The following is a 19022-nucleotide window of genomic DNA, read 5'->3' as shown; positions in this document are numbered from 1 at the left end:
GTCGGGCGTCCACCCTCCCAGCGCTTCGCGCGGCGGAGGGAGATTTCGGTGGCCTATTCCTTCTTGTCGGCGTGATCGGCCTGCAGTTGGCCGTAATTCTCGAGCCCGATCTTGTCGAGAAGGCTGAGCTCGCTTTCGATGAAATTGATATGGCCTTCCTCATCCTCTAGAAGCTCCCTGAAGAGCTCCATGGACACGAAGTCGCCGAGTTCGTGGCACGCCTTATAGGCCTCCTTATAGAGATCACGGGCGCCGTATTCGGCCTTCAAATCGCTTTCCAGGACTTCCTTGATGTCCTGTCCGATCATCAAGGGATCAAGTGTCTGCAGATTGGGGTGACCTTCGAGGAAGACGATGCGCTCGATGAACTTGTCGGCGTGATGCATCTCCTCGATCGATTCTTCCCTCTCCTTCTTGGCGAGTTTCGAGAAGCCCCAATCCTCCAGCAGACGGAAATGAACCCAATATTGGCTCACCGCCGTGAGCTCGCTCCTCAGGCCCTTGTTCAGATACTCGATGACCTTCTTGTGACCCTTCATCCGCCTTCTCCCGAGAGTTGGGAAGTCCTTCCCTGGGAAGAACTTCTGCTTCGCTTTCGGAGGATGGTGCAGATTGGTGCTCTTGGCAAGTCAGCCTTCGGACTTCGAGAACCGCCGCCTCCATATGCTTAACCAGATGCGGCATGCAGCCGCCGCATTGCGGACGCTGGCCGCAGCAACGGAAGACCTCGCCCGGCGTCACCACGCGAAACTCGTCGAGCTCCATCAGGCGGCCGACAGCCTCCTTGATGTGGCGCGAAGTGATGACATTGCACTGACAAACGATCATAGGCTCAACTCTGGGCAGCTCCGGCGAGGTTCGCCAGCGACTTCACCGCCCGCTTCAGCTGGGCATTCTCGCGGCGCAGCCGGCGCAACTCGTCACCTTCGCGCATCGGCTTCTCGGCCCGCTTCAGCCAGTTGTAATAGGTCGTGTCCGTGACACCCAGAACACGGGCGATCTCATAGACCCGCTTGCCTTCCTCGCGCAGCGTTTCCGCCACTTTGAGCTTCTCGGCGATCTCGGCCTCGGTGAAGGACTGGACATGTCGCTTGTATCTGAGCATGGGCGACCTCACTGGACGGCGGAAGGATTGTCGAGACTGTCGGAGCCTTCGACGGTGATCTTGAGATTGAGGGCGGCGACGATCGCCTCCAGCCCACGTGTCTGAGCCACCAGCGCATCGATCGCCGACTGCACCAGCGCATTGCCCTCCTCATTGCCCTGGCCGATCATCTGGTCATAGGCCTCTTTGCCGCTTTCCGCCCGGTCGCGGATCGCACCCAGTTTCTTCTCGGCATCGCTCATGAGCTCGTCGAGCTTCTTGGCCTCGGCCGGCGCCTTGGCCGTGGCGAGGGCGGCGATGCCTGGCCCTTCGAGGGTCGATCCGTCGCGGCGCTTGAGCTTGCCGCTATAGATCGAGATCATGCCTTCCTCGTCGAAATAATGCGAATTATGCGTATTGTCGGAGAAGCAGTCATGCTCCTCCTCGGGATCATGCAGGATGAGGCCGAGCTTCATGCGCTCGCCGGCGAGCTCGCCATAGGACAGGCTGCCGATGCCGGTGAGGATGGTGGCGAGACCGCCTTCATCGCCCTTGCCCTTAAGCTCCTTGCGCGCCGCACCGTCGGCCTTCCAGTTTCCGACCATTTCGGCCAGATCGGATTGCAGCAGATCGCTCGCCGCCTTCAGATAGGCGGCACGGCGATCGCAATTGCCATTGGTGCAGTTCTTGGTGTCGAAATCGCTCGCCGGACGATTGCCGGCGCCCGCCTTGGTGCCGTTCAGATCCTGGCCCCAGAGCAGGAACTCGATGGCATGGTAGCCCGTCGCCACATTGGCTTCATTGCCGCCCGCTTCCTGCAGCTTGCGCAGAAGATCGGCATCGATCTTGGTCGCGTCCACCGTGTCATTGCCGATGCGGATCGACGTGTTGGCGATGACATTGGCGGTATAGAGCGGATTCTCGTCCGAGGTCTCGCCATAGGAGGCCTTGTCGGTATAGTCGATCAGGCCTTCATCGAGCGGCCAGGCATTCACGCGGCCCTCCCAGTCATCGACAATGGCATTGCCGAAGCGATAGCCTTCGGTCTGCTGATACCAGGGGCGCGCCTCTTTCCACGCCGCGCGCGCGGCAGCGAGCGTCTTGTCGTTCGGATCGGCGATGAAGGCATCGATGGCCTTGCCGAGGTCTCCCGCCGCAGCCTGAGCGTCGCCATACATGGCTTCCGCCACATCGCCATAATGCTTGAGGACGGCACCCGCCGTCACGTCTTCGCCGCGCGCGATCGAGATGACCGAGGCCAGTGTCAGGGCCGTGCCGGCGGCAAGCGCAAACAGATGCCGTTTCATGATGGTAAGTCCCCTTCTGAGTGATTGATGCATGGTTGGCTCAATGAACTGTCTCCTCAGCCGGCGAGGGCCCGCTGCCAAAAGCGGCGATGGAGAGAACAACGGATGCGGGAACGCTCATGAGCTTCTGGCCGGCGCCGATCAGCGCATCGGCATAACCTTGGCCGGCGACGGTCAAGGAAAGCGGCGGCTCGCCCTCGACATGGCCGCTCAAATGGCGCGCCGCGAGGAGAGCCGTGCCCAGATCATTGTCCTGAAGGGCGGCGATCAGCGACAGCGCCATGCATTCGTCGCGGCAAACATGGCCGCAACCATGCGGGAACACATCGAGCGGCCTGGTGCATTCGGCCCTGAGGCAGCGCACCCAATATTGCAATTCGCCCATCAGGCGGCGCGCGTCGCTGGTGCCGAGCTCCATGCAATAGCTCCGCCAGGCGGTCTCCCAGCAGTCTATGTCGCCGAAATTGTAGCCGGCCATGCAGCAGCGCAGGCCCGTGACCACCAGCCTTTCGGGCTTGCGATCGAGGAGCCTCAGCGGGCAGCTCGCGGGACAGAATTGCGCGCTCATCGGTGGACCATTGCGAACCAAAAAATCCGAGTGATTTAGTCAGTTATTCGATGGAGCCCCGTCCTGTCAATCGGCTTCGCCGCCTTGCGGCAAAAAATCCAAGTTGTTCAAGAGATTAGAAGTATTCTAAGAAGGCTTCATGACCCGCCCCCTCACCATCGCGTCGATCGGCGAGCCGATGATCGAGCTCGCCCGCTCATCCGCAGGACCCCTTTCCTATGACCGGCGCTATGGCGGCGATACGCTCAACACCGCCGTCTATCTGGCCCGGCTGCTCAGACCTGAGGAGGCGCGCGTCCAATATGTGACCCGGCTCGGCGATGATGCCTTGAGCGACTGGATGATCGAGGGTTTCCAAAGCGAGGCCATCGACACGAGCCTCATCATTCGGGTGAAGGACCGAAGGCCCGGCCTCTATATCATCGACACCGATGCCAAGGGCGAGCGCTCCTTCAGCTATTGGCGCAGCGAAGCCCCGGCGCGCCAGCTCTTCGAGGACGGCGATCTCGCCCGGAAGCTGAGTACGGCGGATGCGGTCTATAGCAGCGGCATCACGCTGGCCATCTTGAGCGATCAGGGGCGTGAGCGTCTCTTGGGCCTCATGCGGAAGCTCAAGGGGCTGGGCCGCGTCGCTGCCTTCGACACGAATTACCGCGCGCGGCTGTGGCCCGACTCCGGGACCGCTGCTTCCTGGATGAGGCAGGCGATCGCGGCTTCGACCCATGTGCTGCCTTCGGCCGATGATCTCGATCAGATCTTCGGCCAGGAAGAGCCTCAGGCCTGGGCCGGAAAGCTTGTCGCGCTGGGAGCACAGGAAATCGTGGTCAAGACCGGCGGCGGTCCGGTGCATACGAGCGACGGCACGATCGATCTCCAAAGAGACGCAGCGCCGCGCGACACGACCGGCGCCGGCGACAGCTTCAATGCCGCCTATCTCGCATCCAGGCTCACAGGGGACTCCATTCCCGAGAGCGTCCGCAAGGCGCATGCGCTAGCGAGTCGCGTCATCCAATATCCGGGCGCCGTCATCGCGCGCGATGCGATGGCCGATCTCATGAAGTGAGGGTCGTTCAGAATCCGCAATTGGTGAGGACGAGAAGCGTGAAACCGTCGATGCTGAATTCCTCTTCCAGGCCAGTTCCGAAGCGCCTGAGCAAGCGCTGCTGCGCTTCATAGGCCAGCTTCTCCCGGGCCTGCGGACATTCGGCTTTCATTCCTCCGAGATTCTGGGCGTGATGAACCATCTCGTGCACGAGGATGGAGGCTTCGGCCACTGTTTGCCCGGTCCAGCCCTGCGGCAGATAGATCGTCCGCGCGTCGTCGTCATAAACGGCAAGAATGTCGCGCCCCTCGCTCATGTGGTCCGACGGCAGGCCACGATGGCGAAGGGCGATCATCCGCTCCCTGGCGACAAATTCGATATGGGGCAGCTCGGCGACAGTCAGTCCAAATTCAGCAGAGAGCCAGGACGCAACGGTCTTCAGCGACTCGCTCTCGACGGAAACCGGCTTGGCAGCATTGATGGAAACGGGATGCCCTGATGGGTCGCGCGCAGAAGCGGGAATGTCTGCGATGGCGGCTCGTACCAGGATAACGAGCATCAGCAGCAATGTCGTCGAGGGCCTCATCTTGCTCCTCCGCGAGATTCCGAAATTGCTCGCGGAAGCTAACACTATGGAAGGCCGGACGCGGTGAGGAAACTCACAGGTGAAAGAGTTCTATGCCACGAGGCCTGAATCTCGCGCGATCATGTGAAGGGCGGGGGGCAGAAGTGCCGAGTTGTCATGCGCTTCGAAAGCGAGGCCGAAGAAATCCGCGGCACGGCGATAATTCTCGAGCAGCTTCGGCGATCCGACCGCGATCATCTGCTTCGCTCCCGACCAGGCCACCGCATCCGTCATCTCGGCGCCGATCAGCAGGCCGGACAGATAGGTGGAAAGGCTCGCGCGCGGCATGAGGTCGAACAGGCCCAGGGTACGCACGCCGAAGAGAAGATGCGTGAGCGCGCCCGATCCTTCATCGCGGACCTGTCGCAGGCCGCGCAGGAAAGCCTCGCCATCCGCTTCGCCCTTTTCCATGAGCTGCGCCAGGGTGCCCGAGGAAGTCAGCGCGTTATAGAGCTCGCCCGTCATGTATGTGCGGAAGGAAACGAGCTTGCCGTCCGCGACCTGAACCCATTTCGAATGCGTGCCGGGCAGCAGCAACGTCGCATCGCGCAATCGGCGCTGGGCCATGACGGCGAGGACCTGGCATTCCTCACCCCGCATCACATCGGGCACGCCGCGGTCGATTGCGGAGACGCCCGGAACGATGACGATGCGGGCATCGCCCGCGAAAGGCACGGGATGAAGGTGACGGGCCAACCCTGAGAGATCGGCGGGTGCTGCGATATAGGGCGCTTCCGTCCAGCCGAGCTTGCTGCCGACCATGCCGCACATGAGCACCGGCAGGCGCTCTCCCCGTGTGAGCCAGAGGGCGGCGAAATCGGCGAAGGAGCGGGCGAAGCCTTGCGGCTTGACTTGAAGCAGCCCCTCGCCGTCTTGGCGCTCGGCCAGCACCTTACCATCCCGGCCGAGAGCCCAGGCACGACGGTTCGTCGTGCCCCAATCCACGGCGATCATCGCGATGGGCTCGGTCATGGCAAAGCCCTCAATACCACGTAGAATGTCATTTGTCTGATGATTGAACTGCTCTATGTTATGGGCAAATTCCGAAGACAGACAGGATGGGGATCATGGCGGGGACGCGACGCAGGCAGCCGGATAAGGGTTCGCTTCGCAAAAGTCTCTATAACAAAGTGGCGCATGACCTCGGCCAGCGCATCGTGCGCGGCGACTACAAGCCGGGCGCGCTTCTGCCCAATGAGGCGGAATGCGGCCAGATCTACAAGGTGAGCCGCACCGCGGTGCGGGAAGCCGTCAAGATGCTCTCGGCCAAGGGGCTGATCCAGTCGCGGCCGAAGATCGGCTCGCGCGTCGAGCCGCGCGCCGCCTGGAACCTGCTCGATCGCGACGTGCTCGGCTGGTATTGCGCGACCGTCGATTTCCAGAATTTCGCGCATGACGTGCAGCAGATCCGCTTCATGATCGAGCCCGAAGCGGCAGCGCTCGCGGCGACGAACCGCAGCCAAGCGCATCTCGTCGAGATCGCCGCCGCCTATGAAGCCATGTCGGAAGGGGTCGATGACGAGCAGGCCTGGAATGTGGCGGATGTCAAATTCCATCTCGCCGTGCTCGAGGCCTCGGGCAACGAATTCATCTCGCCTTTCGGACGCGTCATCGAATCGCTGCTCGCCAACCTGTTCTCGGGCACCGTCGGTTATGTGCGCAACCGGGTCAGGGTGCTGCCGCTGCATGAGGCGATCCTCGATGCGATCAAGGCCAGGAAGCCCGATGCCGCCCGGCGCGCGGTGCGCCGCCTGCTCGAAAGCACGCAGCGCACCATCGACCAGGGCGGCAAGGCGAGACCCGCCCAGGACGCTAAGCCGCGCCAGCGCCGAAGCGTAAAAGTATGACAAATGAGCATTGCGCGAGAGCGCAGCTTTGCTAACATGTTAGGGTGTGGCGACGGCCACCAATCAAAAAATTGCCGTTCATCAACCCCTGGGAGGAGTCCTGACATGAGAAAGACTGCCCTTTTATGCGCTGCCGCCCTCGCCACGCTCAGCATGGCGATGCCGGCTCAAGCCGACACCAAGGACAAGAAGATCGCGCTGTCCAACAACTATGCCGGCAATTCCTGGCGGCAATCGATGCTGAAGAGCTGGGACAAGGTGACGAAACAGGCGGTTGCCGACGGCGTCGTCGCGGCAGCCGATCCCTTCACCACTTCCGAGAACCAGGTGACGGAGCAGGCGGCGCAGATCCAGAACCTCATCCTGCAAGGCTACAATGCGATCGTCCTCAATGCCGCCTCGCCCGATGCGCTCAACGGCGTCGTCAAGCAGGCTTGCGATGCCGGCATCACCGTCGTCTCCTTCGACGGCATCGTGACCGAGCCCTGCGCCTGGCGCATCGCCGTCGATTTCAAGAAGATGGGCGCGGTGCAGCTCGACTATCTTGCCGACAAGATGAAGGACGGCGGCAATGTGCTCGAGATCAGAGGCCTTGCCGGCGTGTTCGTCGATGACGAGATCCACAAGGGCATCGAGGAGGGTGTGGCCAAGCACAGCCAGTTCAAGGTCGTCGGCTCCGTCCATGGCGACTGGGCCCAGGAAGTGGCGCAGAAGGCGGTGGCCGGCATACTGCCGTCGCTGCCGGAAGTGAAGGCGGTGGTGACGCAAGGCGGCGACGGCTATGGCGCGGCGCAGGCCTTCAAGGCGGCCGGCCGGCCGACACCGCTCATCATCATGGGCAACCGCCAGGACGAGCTCGCCTGGTGGAAGGAGCAGAAGGACGCCAATGGCTATGAGACCATGTCGGTCTCGATCGCGCCCGGCGTGTCGACGCTCGCTTTCTGGGTGGCGCAGATGATCCTCGACGGCAAGGAAGTGCCGAAGGACCTGGTCGTGCCCTTCCTGCAGATCAACCAGGCCGATCTCGAGAAGAGCCTCGAGACCACGGAAAAAGGCGGCGTCGCCAATGTCGAATATTCAAAGGAAGACGCCGAGAAGGTGGTCGCCGGTAAGTAAGCGCCAATCCCCTCTCCCCCTGCGGGGGAGAGGGTTAGGGTGAGGGGGAACCGGCGGGGAGTTCTTTGCAAAGATGCAGAGGAAACTGCCGTCCGTTCCCCCTCACCCTCCCAATGCTTCGCATTGGGTCCCTCCCTCTCCCCCGATGGGGGCGAGGGTATAAATGGAGACCGATATACCCAACTCCGCCGTCGAACTTTCCCGGATCGTCAAGAGCTTCGGCGCCGTCCGCGCGTTGGCCGGCGTCGATCTCGCTTTGGCGCAGGGCGAATGCCTCGGACTCGTGGGCCATAATGGCGCCGGCAAGTCGACGCTCATGCATGTGCTCGCCGGCACGCTCAAGCAGGATCAGGGCAGTCTTGCTATCGCCGGCGAGGATGTGAGCGCCCATTTCAGCGCGGCCGGCGCCTCCGCGCATGGCATACGCTGCGTGTTCCAGGAGCTCTCGCTCTGCCCCAATCTCACCATCGCCGAGAATGCCCGCATCGTGCACCGCTCGCTTAAAGGCGTCGGCTGGAAGGCCAGGGCCAGAAACCTCATTCGCGCCAAGCTCGACGAGATCTTTCCCGGCCACGGCATCGATGTCGATCAGGAGGCGGGCGATCTCAATATCGGCCAGCGGCAAATGGCCGAGATCGCGCGCGCCTTCACCGAGACCGACGAACCCTTGCGGGTCGTCATGCTGGATGAGCCGACCTCCTCGCTCGATGCGGTGACGGCGAAGCAGCTTCTGACCTTCATGCGCCGGGAAGTCGCGCGTGGCGTCAGCACGATCCTCATCTCGCATCTGCTCGGCGACGTTCTCGATCATTGCGACCGCATCGCCGTCATGAAGGACGGCAAGGTGGTGGCCGAGAGGCAAGCGGAGGCCTTCACCCGCCGGTCGCTGGTCGAGGCCATGGGGACGGCGGCGGAAGAAAAAAGCGGCCGCGCCATCAGCAGCCGCAAAGCGAAGATATCATCCGAGCGCGCCATCGAGGCGACGCCGCGGACGGCGGCGCGATCGGAGAGCCTCATGGTCCACAAGGGTGAGATCGTCGGCCTTGCGGGCCTTGCCGGCCATGGCCAGACCCGCATGCTGATCCAGATTTTCGACGGCGCCCGCAAGGGCGACGAGGCGACGAGAGTCAGAGGCCAGGCCGCCTTCATCGCCGGCGACCGGCAGTCGGACGGCATCTTCAATCTCTGGTCCATCGGCGAGAACACGACGGTGAGCGCGCTTAAGGCTCTCAAGCGCGGACCGCTCATCGCGTCCGAGCGCGAAACGGAAATGGCGCGCGACTGGAAGGAGCGTATCGGCATCCGCACGCCTGACATGAACAACAACATCCTGACGCTGTCGGGCGGCAATCAGCAGAAGGCGCTGTTCGCCCGGGCACTTGGTTCGAAGGCCGACATCGTCCTCATGGACGATCCGATGCGCGGCGTCGATGTCGGCACCAAGCTCGAAGTCTATGACATGATCCGTCAAGAGGCGGAGCGGGGCCGCAGCTTCGTCTGGTACACGACCGAGATCGACGAGCTCACCCATTGCGACCGCGCCTATATCTTCCGCAACGGCGCCATCGTCGCCGAACTCGGCCCCGACGAGCTCACCGAAGACAAAGTGCTCCATGCCTCCTTCGCCGAGAGCGCCTAGATGAGGTCATGCGAGCCCTCTCTCTTTTTCCCCCTCGCCCGTTGCGAAGCAATGGGAGAGGGTGCCCGGAGGGCGGGTGAGGGCTCTTTGCCTGCAAAGTGTATTGCTTTTGAAGTTCGCGCTCGCCTCACGAAAGAGCCCTCATCCGGCCTTCGGCCACCTTCTCCCACGCGTGCCGCGCGGGAGAAGGGGAACGATGGGTGCGGTCTACAATGACCGCCCTCCTCGCCAACCGCAAGCTGCTGCGCGCGCTGCTCCCCGTGCTCTCGCTGGCAATCGTGCTCATCGCGACATTCTACGCGCAGCCGCGCGCGATGAGCTATTTCGGCCTCAATCTGATGCTGCAATATGCGGTGCCGATCGCGCTCGCGACCATCGCCCAGATGTTCGTCATCACCGTCAACGACCTCGATCTCTCGATCGGTCCCTTTGTCGGACTGGTCGGCTGCATCGGCGCCACCTATCTCCATGAGACGCCGCTTCTCGGCATCCTGGCGCTCCTCCTGTGCATCGCCGCCTATGCCGCCATGGCCGCCCTCATCCATCTGCGCAACCTGCCCTCGATCGTGGTGACGCTCGGCGCTTCCTTCATCTGGCTCGGCATCGCCGTCCTCATCCTGCCCTCGCCCGGCGGCAAGGCGCCGGACTGGCTCAAGGCGATCATGTCGCTGCAAGTGCCGCTCATTCCCTTCCCGATCATCGCCGCCCTCGCCATCGCCGCTCTCGTCCATATCGGCCTCATGACCTCGTCCTATGGCGTGATCATGCGCGGCACCGGCGGCAATCCGCGCGCCATGGCGCGGGCCGGCTGGTCGGAGCTCAAGACTAAGATGACGATGTATGCGCTGGCGGGCTTCTTCGGCGTGCTCTCGGGCCTCTCGCTCATCGGCCTCACCACCTCGGCCGATGCCCACATCGCCGACCGCTATACGCTCTATGCCATCGCCGGCGTCATCCTGGGCGGCGGCGAATTCGTCGGCGGCCGCGTCTCGCCCTTTGGCGCCGTGCTCGGCGCGCTCACTCTGGCGCTCGCCGGCGCCTTCCTCATCTTCATGCGCATCTCGCCCGACTGGCAGATCGGCGCGCAAGGCGCAATCCTGATCATCGTCCTCGCCCTGCGAGCCCTCATCAATACCGGCGAGGCACGGCGATGACGCAAGCCTGGTCGAAGCTGCGCGCGCAGCCCTGGATCTGGTCCTTCATCGCCATGATCGCGGTGTGGCTCGCGACCGTCATCTTCACCGGGGGCCAGGGCGCCGGCCAGATCCTGACCGCGGCGCTCTCCTTCGCCGCCTTCACCATCATCATCGGCCTGGGCCAGATGATGGTGATCACCACCGGCCCGGGCAATGTCGATCTGTCGATCCCGGCGACGATCACGCTTTCGGGCGTCGTCGCCATGAAGATCATGGACACTGACAATGCGCGGCTCCTCATCGGCATCCTGGCGGCGCTGGGCACGAGCTTCCTGGTCGGCCTGTTCAATTACGGCCTGATCCGGATCCTGCGCATACCGCCCATCATCGCCACCCTCTCCTCAAGCTTCCTCATCCTGTCGACCGCGATCTCCTATGGCCGCGGCATCCGCATCAAGCCGCCGCCGCTGCTCGCCGATTTCGCCACCGCCAATGTCCTCGGCGTGCCGCTGCCGGCGATCCTGGTGCTGGCGCTTTCAGGGATCATCGCGGTCATCCTCAAGCGCACCACCTATGGCCGCACCGTGCTGGCGATCGGACAAAACCCGCGCGCCGCGTGGCTGGCCGGCCTTAATGTCGATGTCGCCCGCTTCGCCACCTATGTGCTGAGCGCCCTGCTTGCCGGCCTCACCGGCATTCTCCTCTCCGGCTTCTCGGGCGGTGCTGCCCTCAATATGGGCGAAGGCTTCCTGCTCGCCTCGATCGCCGTCGTCGTCATCGGCGGCACATCCGTTGCCGGCGGCCGCGCCAATGTGCCGGGAGTCTGGGGAGCCGCCCTCTTCATCTATCTCCTCGACACCATGCTCAATATCTTCGGCGCCAGCGCCGGCATCCGCCTCATCATGACCGGCGTCATCATCATAGCCGTCATCACCATTGCCGGTGGCGACCGCGCGCAGCGCTCATGATATGATCCTTACCTCCCCAATTCATCCAGCCCCACGACTATAGGAGTAACAGCGTCATGACGAAGAAGAAGGTCGGACTGATCGGCGCGGGCCTCATGGGCCACGGCATCGGCAAGAACATCGTGACCAAAGGCTATGAGCTTACCGTGCTCGCCCACCGCAATCGCGCGCCGATCGACGATCTCATCGGCAAGGGCGCCAAGGAGGCCAGGACGCCGCGCGCCGTCGCCGAAGCGGCGGACGTCGTCTTTCTCTGCGTCACCGGCTCGCCGCAGGTCGAGGACCTGGTGTTCCGCAAGGATGGGCTGCTGGATGGCATGAAGCCCGGCCTCATCATCGCCGATTGCTCGACTGCGGAGCCCGCATCGACGAAAAAGTTGGCCGAGGCCGTCGAGGCGAAAGGCGGACATTTCGTCGACACGCCCTTGGTGCGCACCCCCAAGGAGGCCGAGGAGGGCAAGCTCGGCCTGATGACGGGCGGCGACGAGAAGGTGCTGAAGGACATCCGCCCCATTCTCGACTGCTTCGCCGACACCATCATCCATGCAGGACCGGTAGGTGCGGGCCACACGCTCAAGCTCATCAACAACTTCATCGCCATCGGCACGGCGGCGGTGGTCGCCGAGGGGATCGCTGCCGGCCTCAAGGCCGAGGTCGACATGAAGGCGCTCAACGACATCGTGATGGCGGGCGGCGCCAAATCGGTGATGTTCGAGCGCATCATCAAGGTGCCGCTCGCCGATGACGACAGCGCCGCCAAATTCGCCATCGACAATGCCCGCAAGGATGTGCGCTACTACACCAACATGACGGAGACCATGCCGCTCGCCTCACCTGTGGCGGAAGCAGTGCACCAGACTCTTGTGCTCGGCTCGGCGCAAGGCTACGGCCAAAAATTTGTGCCGCGCCTCGTCAACCTCGCCTGCCAGCTGAATGGGATAAAGCTGTGATCAAGCCCTCGCGATCTGCTCGGCCTTCTTGACCAGCACTTCGGCCTGGCGGATCGAGGCGTAGTCGATGAGGCGGCCGTCGAGCGAGACGGCGCCCTTGCCGGCCTTGGCCGCTTCTTCCATCGCCACCAATATGCGCTTGGCGCGGTCGACATCCTTCGCACTCGGCCCCATCCCTTCATTGGCGAGCGCCACTTGCGAGGGATGGATGGCCCATTTGCCCTCGCAGCCCAAAGCCGCGGCGCGGCCGGCGGCCGCCTTGTAGCCGTCGGCATCGGAGAAATCGCCGAAGGGACCATCGACCGGACGCAGGCCATTGGCGCGCGCCGCGACCACCATGCGCGCCAGCGCATAATGCCACATGTCGCCCCAATGGGTGGCGCGCGAGCCGTCGGCGAGCTTGTCGGTCAAGACCGCATAATCCGGATTGGCGCCGCCGATATTGGTGGTGCGGGCGCGGGTCGAGGCGGCATAGTCGGCGACGCCGAAATGCAGCGATTCATTGCGGCGGCTGGCGCCCGAGATCGCCTCGACATTCTGCATGCCGAGCGCCGTCTCGATGATGAGCTCGAAGCCGATCTTCTTTTTGCGGCCCTTCGCGGTCTCGATCTGGGTGACCAGCATGTCGATGGCATAGACGTCGGACGCGGTGCCGACCTTGGGGATCATGATGAGGTCGAGCCGGTCGCCCGCCTGCTCCAGGACGTCGACGACATCGCGATACATATAATGTGTGTCGAGGCCGTTGATGCGCACCGAGAGCGATTTCGAGCCCCAGTCGATCTCGTTGATGGCCTTGATGACGTTCCTGCGCGCCTGCTCCTTGTCATCGGGAGCGACCGCGTCCTCGAGGTCGAGGAAGATCACGTCGGCTCCCGATTTCGCCGCCTTTTCAAAGAGCTGCGGCTGGCTGCCGGGGACGGCGAGCTCGCTGCGGTTGAGCCGCGCGGGCGCCTGTTCGATGGTGTGGAAGCTCATTGGGGATCCCCTCTCGTGACGTGACCGGGGCATGAGACAATAGGGGGCCGCGCTCCGCGTCAAGCGGCAATTCGGTCGCAGGAGCCCATTCATCCGTAGGCAGACCAATTATCGCAACATGTTAGCCGATGGTTTTCTTAGCCTCCCCTGGGTGCTATCATGGCCCTCCAGGGGAAGAAACATGGGCGGAACACGCGAAGGCGCGATCGCGCGCGCCGAGAGCTATTTCGATGGCGGGTTGTTCCTCGCTGATCTCGGCCGCCGGGTGGCGATCCCGACGGCGAGCCAGGAGGCTGACGCGATGCCGGCGCTCGTCGACTATGTCTCGGCCGAGATGGCGGCGACGCTCTCGGGGCTCGGCTATGAGTGCCAGGTCCTGCCCAACCCGGTGAACTTCTACGGACCGTTCCTGGTGGCGCGGCGGATCGAGAACGCAGGCCTGCCGACGGTGCTGACCTATGGCCATGGCGATGTGGTGCGCGGCCAGGCGGAAAAGTGGCGCAACGGTCTTTCGCCCTGGCGCATCGTGATCGAAGGCGATCGCATCTATGGCCGCGGCACCGCCGACAACAAGGGCCAGCACACGATCAATATCGCAGCGCTCGCTTGCGTGCTCGCGGAGCGCGGATCGCTCGGATTCAACTCGACCATCCTGATTGAAACCGGTGAAGAAGCGGGCTCGCCCGGGCTTGCAGAATTCTGCGCCGCCAACAATACGAGGCTCAAAGCAGATGTGCTGATTGCTTCAGACGGTCCGCGCCTCGATCAACATCGCCCGACCATTTTCGGCGGCACGCGCGGCGTCTTGAACTTCGATCTGAAGCTCAGCCTGCGCGAGGGCGGCTATCATTCCGGCAATTGGGGCGGGCTCCTCGCCAATCCGGGCATCATCTTGGCGCATGCGCTCGCGACCATCACCGATGCGCGCGGCCAGATCAAAGTGCCGGAATGGCGGCCCCGGACGCTGACCCCGGCCATGCGGGCGGCGCTGGCTGAGATACATGTCGATGCGGGCGAGGGCGCGCCTGAGATCGATCCCGATTGGGGCGAAGAAACTCTGACATCCATGGAGCGCATCTTCGGCTGGAACAGTTTTGAGATCCTGGCCTTCACGACCGGCAATCCCGATGCGCCGGTGAATGCCATCCCGCCCAGCGCCCGCGCGCATTGCCAGCTTCGTTTCGTCGTCGGCACCGATCCCGGGGACATCGTTCCCGCACTGCGCCGGCATCTCGACAGACAAGGCTTCCAGCAGATCGAGATCGAGACGGATGGCCTGATCATGAAGGCGACGCGTCTCGATCCGGAAAACCCCTGGGCGAAATTTGCCAGCGCCTCGATCGAGAAGACGGCCGGAAAGAAACCCGACCTGCTGCCCAATCTCGGCGCCTCGCTGCCCAATGACGTGTTCACCGACGTCATCGGCATGCCGACCATCTGGGTGCCGCATTCCTATGCCGCCTGCTCGCAGCATGCGCCCGACGAGCATCTGCTCGCCTCGCTCGCGCGCGACGGGCTTCGCCTGATGACGGGTCTGTTCTGGGATATCGGCAGCAAAGCCAGATGATCACCGCGCCGTATTGTCGTCCCGATGCGCGCCGGAGGAATAATAGAACGCGATTGCCTGGGCGCGGCTCGACAAATTGAGCTTCTCATAGAGATTGCGCAGGTGGAATTTCACCGTATTGACCGAGATGTCGAGCTCGCGCGCCAGCGACTTGTTGTCGAGGCCGCGCGCCAGGGCGGCGAGCAGCGTGCGCTCGCGCAGAGTGAGGGCGGCCGCCGGATCTCGATTGAGCTCGCGCACATCGACGAAGGGAAACATCATCTGCCCCAGCGCCACGGCGCGCGCCATCACCAGGAGCTGCTCGGGCGGCTGATGGCGGGGCGAGAAGCCCGCAGCGCCCGCCGCCATGGCGCGGCGCAGAATCTCGGGCTCCTCGGGCGCGCCATAGACGATCATGCGCGGTGGCGCTGGCCGCAGCCGCAGCGTGTCGAGCAGGCGCTCGCCCCCCATCACCGGCAGGTTCCAGTCGATGATGCCGACGGCGACCGGGACCCGGCTCACTGCGGCGAGGAAACCCTCGGCGGTGGCGGCCGTCGTCACCAGGCTAAAACCCTTGTCGCGGTCGATGAAATCGGCAAGCGCCGCCAGCATCAGCGGATTGCCGTCGGCCAGGCCAATGTCGATCGGCGCATCTGTCATAGGCTATCCCACACTGTCGGGTAGGTCGATGCGCCGATAAATATCACCTTACTCACCTTAAGGGTAGGAAAATCCCCACCCTTCTGGACATCCAAAGGCAGGTGATCGGGGTGTTGCGGGCAAGACCCTACCCGGTGAGATAATGGCGAAAATAGACATAGGAGGAGACCATGCCCGGCATTCGCGGATTGTTCATTCCAGGCCCCACCAATGTGCCGGACCGAGTGCGCCGCGCCATGGATATCCCGATGGAGGACCAGCGGGCGCCCGATCTCCCGCAATTCACTCTGCCCCTCCTCGAGGACGTGAAAAAGGTTTTCAAATCGCGGACCGGCCAGGTCTTCCTGTTCCCCGCTTCCGGCACCGGCGGCTGGGAAGCGGCCCTCACCAATACGCTTTCGCCCGGCGACAAGGTCTTGGCCGCCCGCTTCGGCCAGTTCTCGCATCTGTGGATCGACATGTGCATCCGCCTCGGCCTCGAGGTCGATGTCGTCGATGTCCCCTGGGGCGAAGGCGTGCCCGCCGATGTCTTCGCGGCCCGCCTCAAGGCTGACCGCGCGCACAAGATCAAGGCCGTGCTCGTCACCCACAATGAGACGGCGACCGGCGTCACCAGCGATGTCGCCGCGGTGCGCCGCGCGCTCGATGAGGCGCAGCATCCGGCCTTCCTTTTCGCCGACGGCGTCAGCTCGATCGCCAGCATCGATTTCCGCATGGAGGACTGGCGCGTCGATGTCGCGGTCTCGGGCTCGCAGAAGGGCTTCATGCTGCCTCCGGGCCTCGCCATTCTCTGCGTCAGCCAGAAGGTGCTCGCGCAAGCCGAAAGCGCCAAATCGCGGCGCTGCTATTTCGACTTCGCCGACATGGCGCGCGCCAACAAGGATGGCTACTTCCCCTATACGCCGCCGACCCATCTCTTCCGCGCCTTGCGCGCATCGATCGACCTCCTCTTCGAGGAAGGGCTCGATCATGTCTTCGCCCGCCATCACCGCCTGGCGCAAGGCGTGCGCAAGGCAGTGGAAGCCTGGGGCCTGAAACTTTGCGCCACCGAACCGCGCTGGCACTCCGACACGGTGAGCGCGATCTGTCTGCCGGAGGGTTTCGACTCCAATGAATTCGTGCGCCATGCCTACAGGACGTACGGGCTCTCGCTCGGCGTCGGCCTCTCGAAGGTCGCGGGCCGCGTTTTCCGCATCGGCCATCTGGGCGATCTCAATGAGCTGATGGTGCTCCAGGCCCTTTCGGGCGTCGAGCTCACTCTGCGCGACCAGGGCGTGCCCTTCAGCGTGGGCAGCGGCGTCGCCGCGGCCATCGAGCATTTCCACCATACCCGTCCCGCTCAACTCGCCAAGGCAGCGTGATCATCATGGACATCCACGAATATCAGGCGAAGGAAATCCTTTCCCGTTTCGGCGTCGCGGTGCCCCCCGGCGGCCTCGCTTACAGCCCCGAGCAGGCCGCCTATCGCGCCCGCGACATCGGCGGCAGCAAATGGATCGTGAAGGCGCAGATCCATTCCGGCGGCCGTGGCAAGGCGGGCGGCGTCAAATTATGCTCCTCCGAGCATCAGGTCGAGGAAGAGGCGGACGGGCTTTTCGGCAAGCGTCTCGTCACTCATCAGACGGGCCCCTCGGGCAAGACCGTCTATCGCGTCTATGTCGAGGGTGCCGTCGCGATCAAGCGCGAGATCTATCTGGGCCTGGTGCTCGACCGCAAATCGGAACGGGTGATGGTCGTCGCCTCGAGCGCCGGCGGCATGGAGATCGAGGAGATCGCCGAACGCGAGCCCAAATCGATCATCCGCAGCGTGGTCGAGCCCGCGGTCGGGATGCCCGCCTTCCAGGCGCGCGAGATCGCTTTCGGCCTCGGCCTCGAGCCGGCGCTGACGCAGCAGGCGGTCACCACCATCCTCGGCTGCTACAAGGCCTTCGAGGAACTCGACGCGACCATGGTTGAGATCAATCCGCTGGTCGTCACCGAGGACAACCGTCTCATCGCGCTCGATGCCAAGATGACCTTCGACGACAATGCGCTCTTCCGCCTGCCCCATATCGCGGAACTGCGCGACAAGTCGCAGGAGGATGCGCGCGAGACACGCGCCAATGACCGCGGCCTCTCCTATGTCGGCCTCGATGGCGAGATCGGCTGCATCGTCAACGGCGCCGGCCTCGCCATGGCGACGATGGACATGATCAAGGCGGCGGGCGGCGAGCCCGCCAATTTCCTCGATATCGGCGGCGGCGCCACCCCTGAGCGCGTCGCTAAGGCTTTCAGGCTCGTAACGTCGGACGAGAAGGTGCGCGCCATTCTTGTGAATATCTTCGCCGGCATCAATCGCTGCGACTGGGTAGCGGAAGGCATCGTGATGGCGCTGCAGAAGTCGCCGGTCAACATGCCGGTGGTGGTGCGCCTCGCCGGCACACATGTGGAAGAGGGCCGCAAGATCCTGGCGCGCTCCGGTCTTCCCGTCATCCGCGCAGCGACGCTGGCGGAAGCGGCCAGCCGCGCGGTCGCCGCCTGGCGCAACGATTCAGTCACAAAGGTGGCGTCATGACCATACTCCTCGATCGCGCGACACCGGTCCTCGTCCTCGGCATCACCGGCAAGATCGGCAGCTTCCACACGCAAGAGATGATCGCCTACGGCACCAATATCGTGGGCGGCGTGACGCCCGGCAAAGGCGGCGGAAACGTCCACAATGCCCCGGTCTTCGACACGGTGAAGGAGGCCGTCGAGCGGACCGGCGCCACGGCGGCCATCGTCTTCGTGCCGCCGCCTTTCGCCGCCGATTCGATCATGGAAGCGGCCGATGCCGGGATAAAGCTCTGCGTCGCCATCACCGACGGCATTCCGGCCAAGGACATGATCCGGGTGAAGCGCTATATGCGCCGCTATGCCCGTGAGAACCGCATGCAGCTCATCGGGCCCAATTGCGCCGGCATCATCTCGCCCGGCAAGTCGCTGCTCGGCATCATGCCCGGGCATATCTATCTGCCCGGGAATATCGGCGTCGTCGGGCGCTCCGGCACGCTCGGCTATGAAGCGGCCGCGCAGATGAAGGAGCTCGGCATCGGCATCTCGACCAGCGTCGGCATCGGCGGCGATCCGATCAACGGCTCGTCCTTCCGCGACATCCTCGAATTGTTCGAGGCCGATCCCGAAACCCATGCGGTGATGATGATCGGCGAGATCGGCGGGCCGCAGGAGGCGGAAGCCGCCGCCTATATAAGAGAGCATATGACGAAGCCGGTCGCCGCCTATGTGGCGGGGCTCTCGGCGCCCAAGGGAAGGCGCATGGGCCATGCCGGCGCCATCATCCAGGCTTTTGGCGAAAGTGCCAGCGAGAAGGTCGAGCTCCTGCGCGATGCCGGTGTCGCGATCTCGCCGTCGCCGTCCGAGATCGGCCGCACGATGGAGACGCTGCTGAAGGCGGCCTGACCTGTTACCCTCGCCCCGCTTCAGCGGGGAGCGACTATCTGGGGTGTCAAGTTGCATTTGCATATTGCGCTCGCGCATCGCGTGCTTTGGCATTGAGGCGGACGAGAAGCTTGTGAGC

19 protein-coding genes are annotated in these 19022 nt (G+C 63.7%); 11 read left to right on the top strand and 8 right to left on the bottom strand.

All coding sequences use genetic code 11. The annotated features are described in order from the left end of the window. Positions 1-53: 53 nt before the first annotated feature. From bfr to DS839_RS33905, 4 genes are all read right to left on the bottom strand, one after another. On the bottom strand, positions 54-539 hold the full coding sequence (gene bfr / locus DS839_RS33925; protein WP_119274985.1) for a bacterioferritin: 486 nt from the start codon (positions 537-539) through the stop codon (positions 54-56). A gap of 293 nt (positions 540-832) precedes the next feature. Continuing rightward, complete coding sequence (locus DS839_RS33915) at positions 833-1105, bottom strand: transposase (RefSeq protein WP_119274984.1); 273 nt, start codon at positions 1103-1105, stop codon at positions 833-835. A gap of 8 nt (positions 1106-1113) precedes the next feature. Beyond that, the gene (locus tag DS839_RS33910) at positions 1114-2391 is read right to left on the bottom strand and encodes an imelysin family protein (RefSeq protein ID WP_119275032.1); all 1278 of its coding nucleotides are present in this window, start codon (positions 2389-2391) and stop codon (positions 1114-1116) included. Between the two features lie 40 nt (positions 2392-2431). Beyond that, the gene (locus DS839_RS33905; RefSeq protein WP_119274983.1) at positions 2432-2959 is read right to left on the bottom strand and encodes a hypothetical protein; all 528 of its coding nucleotides are present in this window, start codon (positions 2957-2959) and stop codon (positions 2432-2434) included. A 139-nt stretch (positions 2960-3098) separates the two neighbouring features. Here DS839_RS33905 and DS839_RS33900 point away from each other — a divergent pair, with 139 nt between their 5' ends. Next, complete coding sequence (locus tag DS839_RS33900) at positions 3099-4022, top strand: sugar kinase (RefSeq protein WP_119274982.1); 924 nt, start codon at positions 3099-3101, stop codon at positions 4020-4022. 7 nt (positions 4023-4029) lie between these two features. On the opposite strand, the gene DS839_RS33895 is transcribed toward DS839_RS33900, so the two are convergent. Continuing rightward, positions 4030-4587 (bottom strand): DUF6647 family protein, encoded by a 558-nt coding sequence (locus DS839_RS33895; RefSeq protein ID WP_368912076.1) that lies wholly within the window; start codon positions 4585-4587, stop codon positions 4030-4032. Between the two features lie 90 nt (positions 4588-4677). Further along, on the bottom strand, positions 4678-5598 hold the full coding sequence (locus tag DS839_RS33890) for a 2-dehydro-3-deoxygalactonokinase (protein ID WP_119274981.1): 921 nt from the start codon (positions 5596-5598) through the stop codon (positions 4678-4680). Positions 5599-5693: 95 nt separating this feature from the next. Between DS839_RS33890 and DS839_RS33885 the strand changes: the two genes are divergently transcribed. The 6 genes from DS839_RS33885 (at position 5694) to DS839_RS33860 (ending at position 12282) form a co-directional block, all read left to right on the top strand. Beyond that, positions 5694-6473 carry a FadR/GntR family transcriptional regulator gene (locus tag DS839_RS33885; protein ID WP_162918990.1) on the top strand — a complete coding sequence of 260 codons (780 nt, stop codon included), beginning with the start codon at positions 5694-5696 and terminating at the stop codon, positions 6471-6473. A 105-nt stretch (positions 6474-6578) separates the two neighbouring features. After that, positions 6579-7589 (top strand): ABC transporter substrate-binding protein, encoded by a 1011-nt coding sequence (locus DS839_RS33880; protein WP_119274979.1) that lies wholly within the window; start codon positions 6579-6581, stop codon positions 7587-7589. A 163-nt stretch (positions 7590-7752) separates the two neighbouring features. Continuing rightward, positions 7753-9228: a sugar ABC transporter ATP-binding protein gene (locus DS839_RS33875; protein WP_119274978.1), complete on the top strand. Its 1476-nt coding sequence runs from the start codon at positions 7753-7755 to the stop codon at positions 9226-9228. A gap of 212 nt (positions 9229-9440) precedes the next feature. After that, positions 9441-10382 carry an ABC transporter permease gene (locus DS839_RS33870; protein WP_119274977.1) on the top strand — a complete coding sequence of 314 codons (942 nt, stop codon included), beginning with the start codon at positions 9441-9443 and terminating at the stop codon, positions 10380-10382. After that, on the top strand, positions 10379-11332 hold the full coding sequence (locus tag DS839_RS33865) for an ABC transporter permease (protein ID WP_119274976.1): 954 nt from the start codon (positions 10379-10381) through the stop codon (positions 11330-11332). The genes DS839_RS33870 and DS839_RS33865 overlap by 4 nt, the downstream gene beginning before the upstream one ends. A gap of 56 nt (positions 11333-11388) precedes the next feature. Further along, entirely contained in the window at positions 11389-12282 is an 894-nt protein-coding gene (locus tag DS839_RS33860) for an NAD(P)-dependent oxidoreductase (RefSeq protein WP_119274975.1), read from the top strand. Here DS839_RS33860 and DS839_RS33855 read toward each other — a convergent pair whose 3' ends face one another. Beyond that, on the bottom strand, positions 12283-13260 hold the full coding sequence (locus DS839_RS33855; RefSeq protein WP_119274974.1) for an HpcH/HpaI aldolase/citrate lyase family protein: 978 nt from the start codon (positions 13258-13260) through the stop codon (positions 12283-12285). Between the two features lie 181 nt (positions 13261-13441). Here DS839_RS33855 and DS839_RS33850 point away from each other — a divergent pair, with 181 nt between their 5' ends. After that, positions 13442-14827, top strand: a complete 1386-nt coding sequence (locus DS839_RS33850; protein ID WP_119274973.1) for a M20 family metallopeptidase — start codon at positions 13442-13444, stop codon at positions 14825-14827. Here DS839_RS33850 and DS839_RS33845 read toward each other — a convergent pair whose 3' ends face one another. Beyond that, positions 14828-15466 carry a response regulator transcription factor gene (locus tag DS839_RS33845; protein WP_119274972.1) on the bottom strand — a complete coding sequence of 213 codons (639 nt, stop codon included), beginning with the start codon at positions 15464-15466 and terminating at the stop codon, positions 14828-14830. Positions 15467-15636: 170 nt separating this feature from the next. Between DS839_RS33845 and DS839_RS33840 the strand changes: the two genes are divergently transcribed. Genes DS839_RS33840 through sucD form a run of 3 tightly spaced genes read left to right on the top strand, consistent with a single transcriptional unit; the run spans position 15637 to position 18904 of the window. Beyond that, positions 15637-16827 (top strand): aminotransferase class V-fold PLP-dependent enzyme, encoded by a 1191-nt coding sequence (locus DS839_RS33840; protein ID WP_119274971.1) that lies wholly within the window; start codon positions 15637-15639, stop codon positions 16825-16827. A gap of 5 nt (positions 16828-16832) precedes the next feature. Beyond that, positions 16833-18020, top strand: coding sequence for a malate--CoA ligase subunit beta (locus DS839_RS33835; protein WP_119275030.1), 1188 nt, complete (start codon positions 16833-16835; stop codon positions 18018-18020). Continuing rightward, positions 18017-18904 carry a succinate--CoA ligase subunit alpha gene (sucD, locus tag DS839_RS33830; RefSeq protein ID WP_119274970.1) on the top strand — a complete coding sequence of 296 codons (888 nt, stop codon included), beginning with the start codon at positions 18017-18019 and terminating at the stop codon, positions 18902-18904. Before DS839_RS33835 ends, sucD begins: the two co-directional genes overlap by 4 nt. The last annotated feature ends 118 nt before the right edge of the window (positions 18905-19022 follow it).

The sequence above is a fragment of the Taklimakanibacter deserti genome, assembly GCA_003574785.1.
This window is presented reverse-complemented; position numbering and strand designations above follow the sequence as displayed.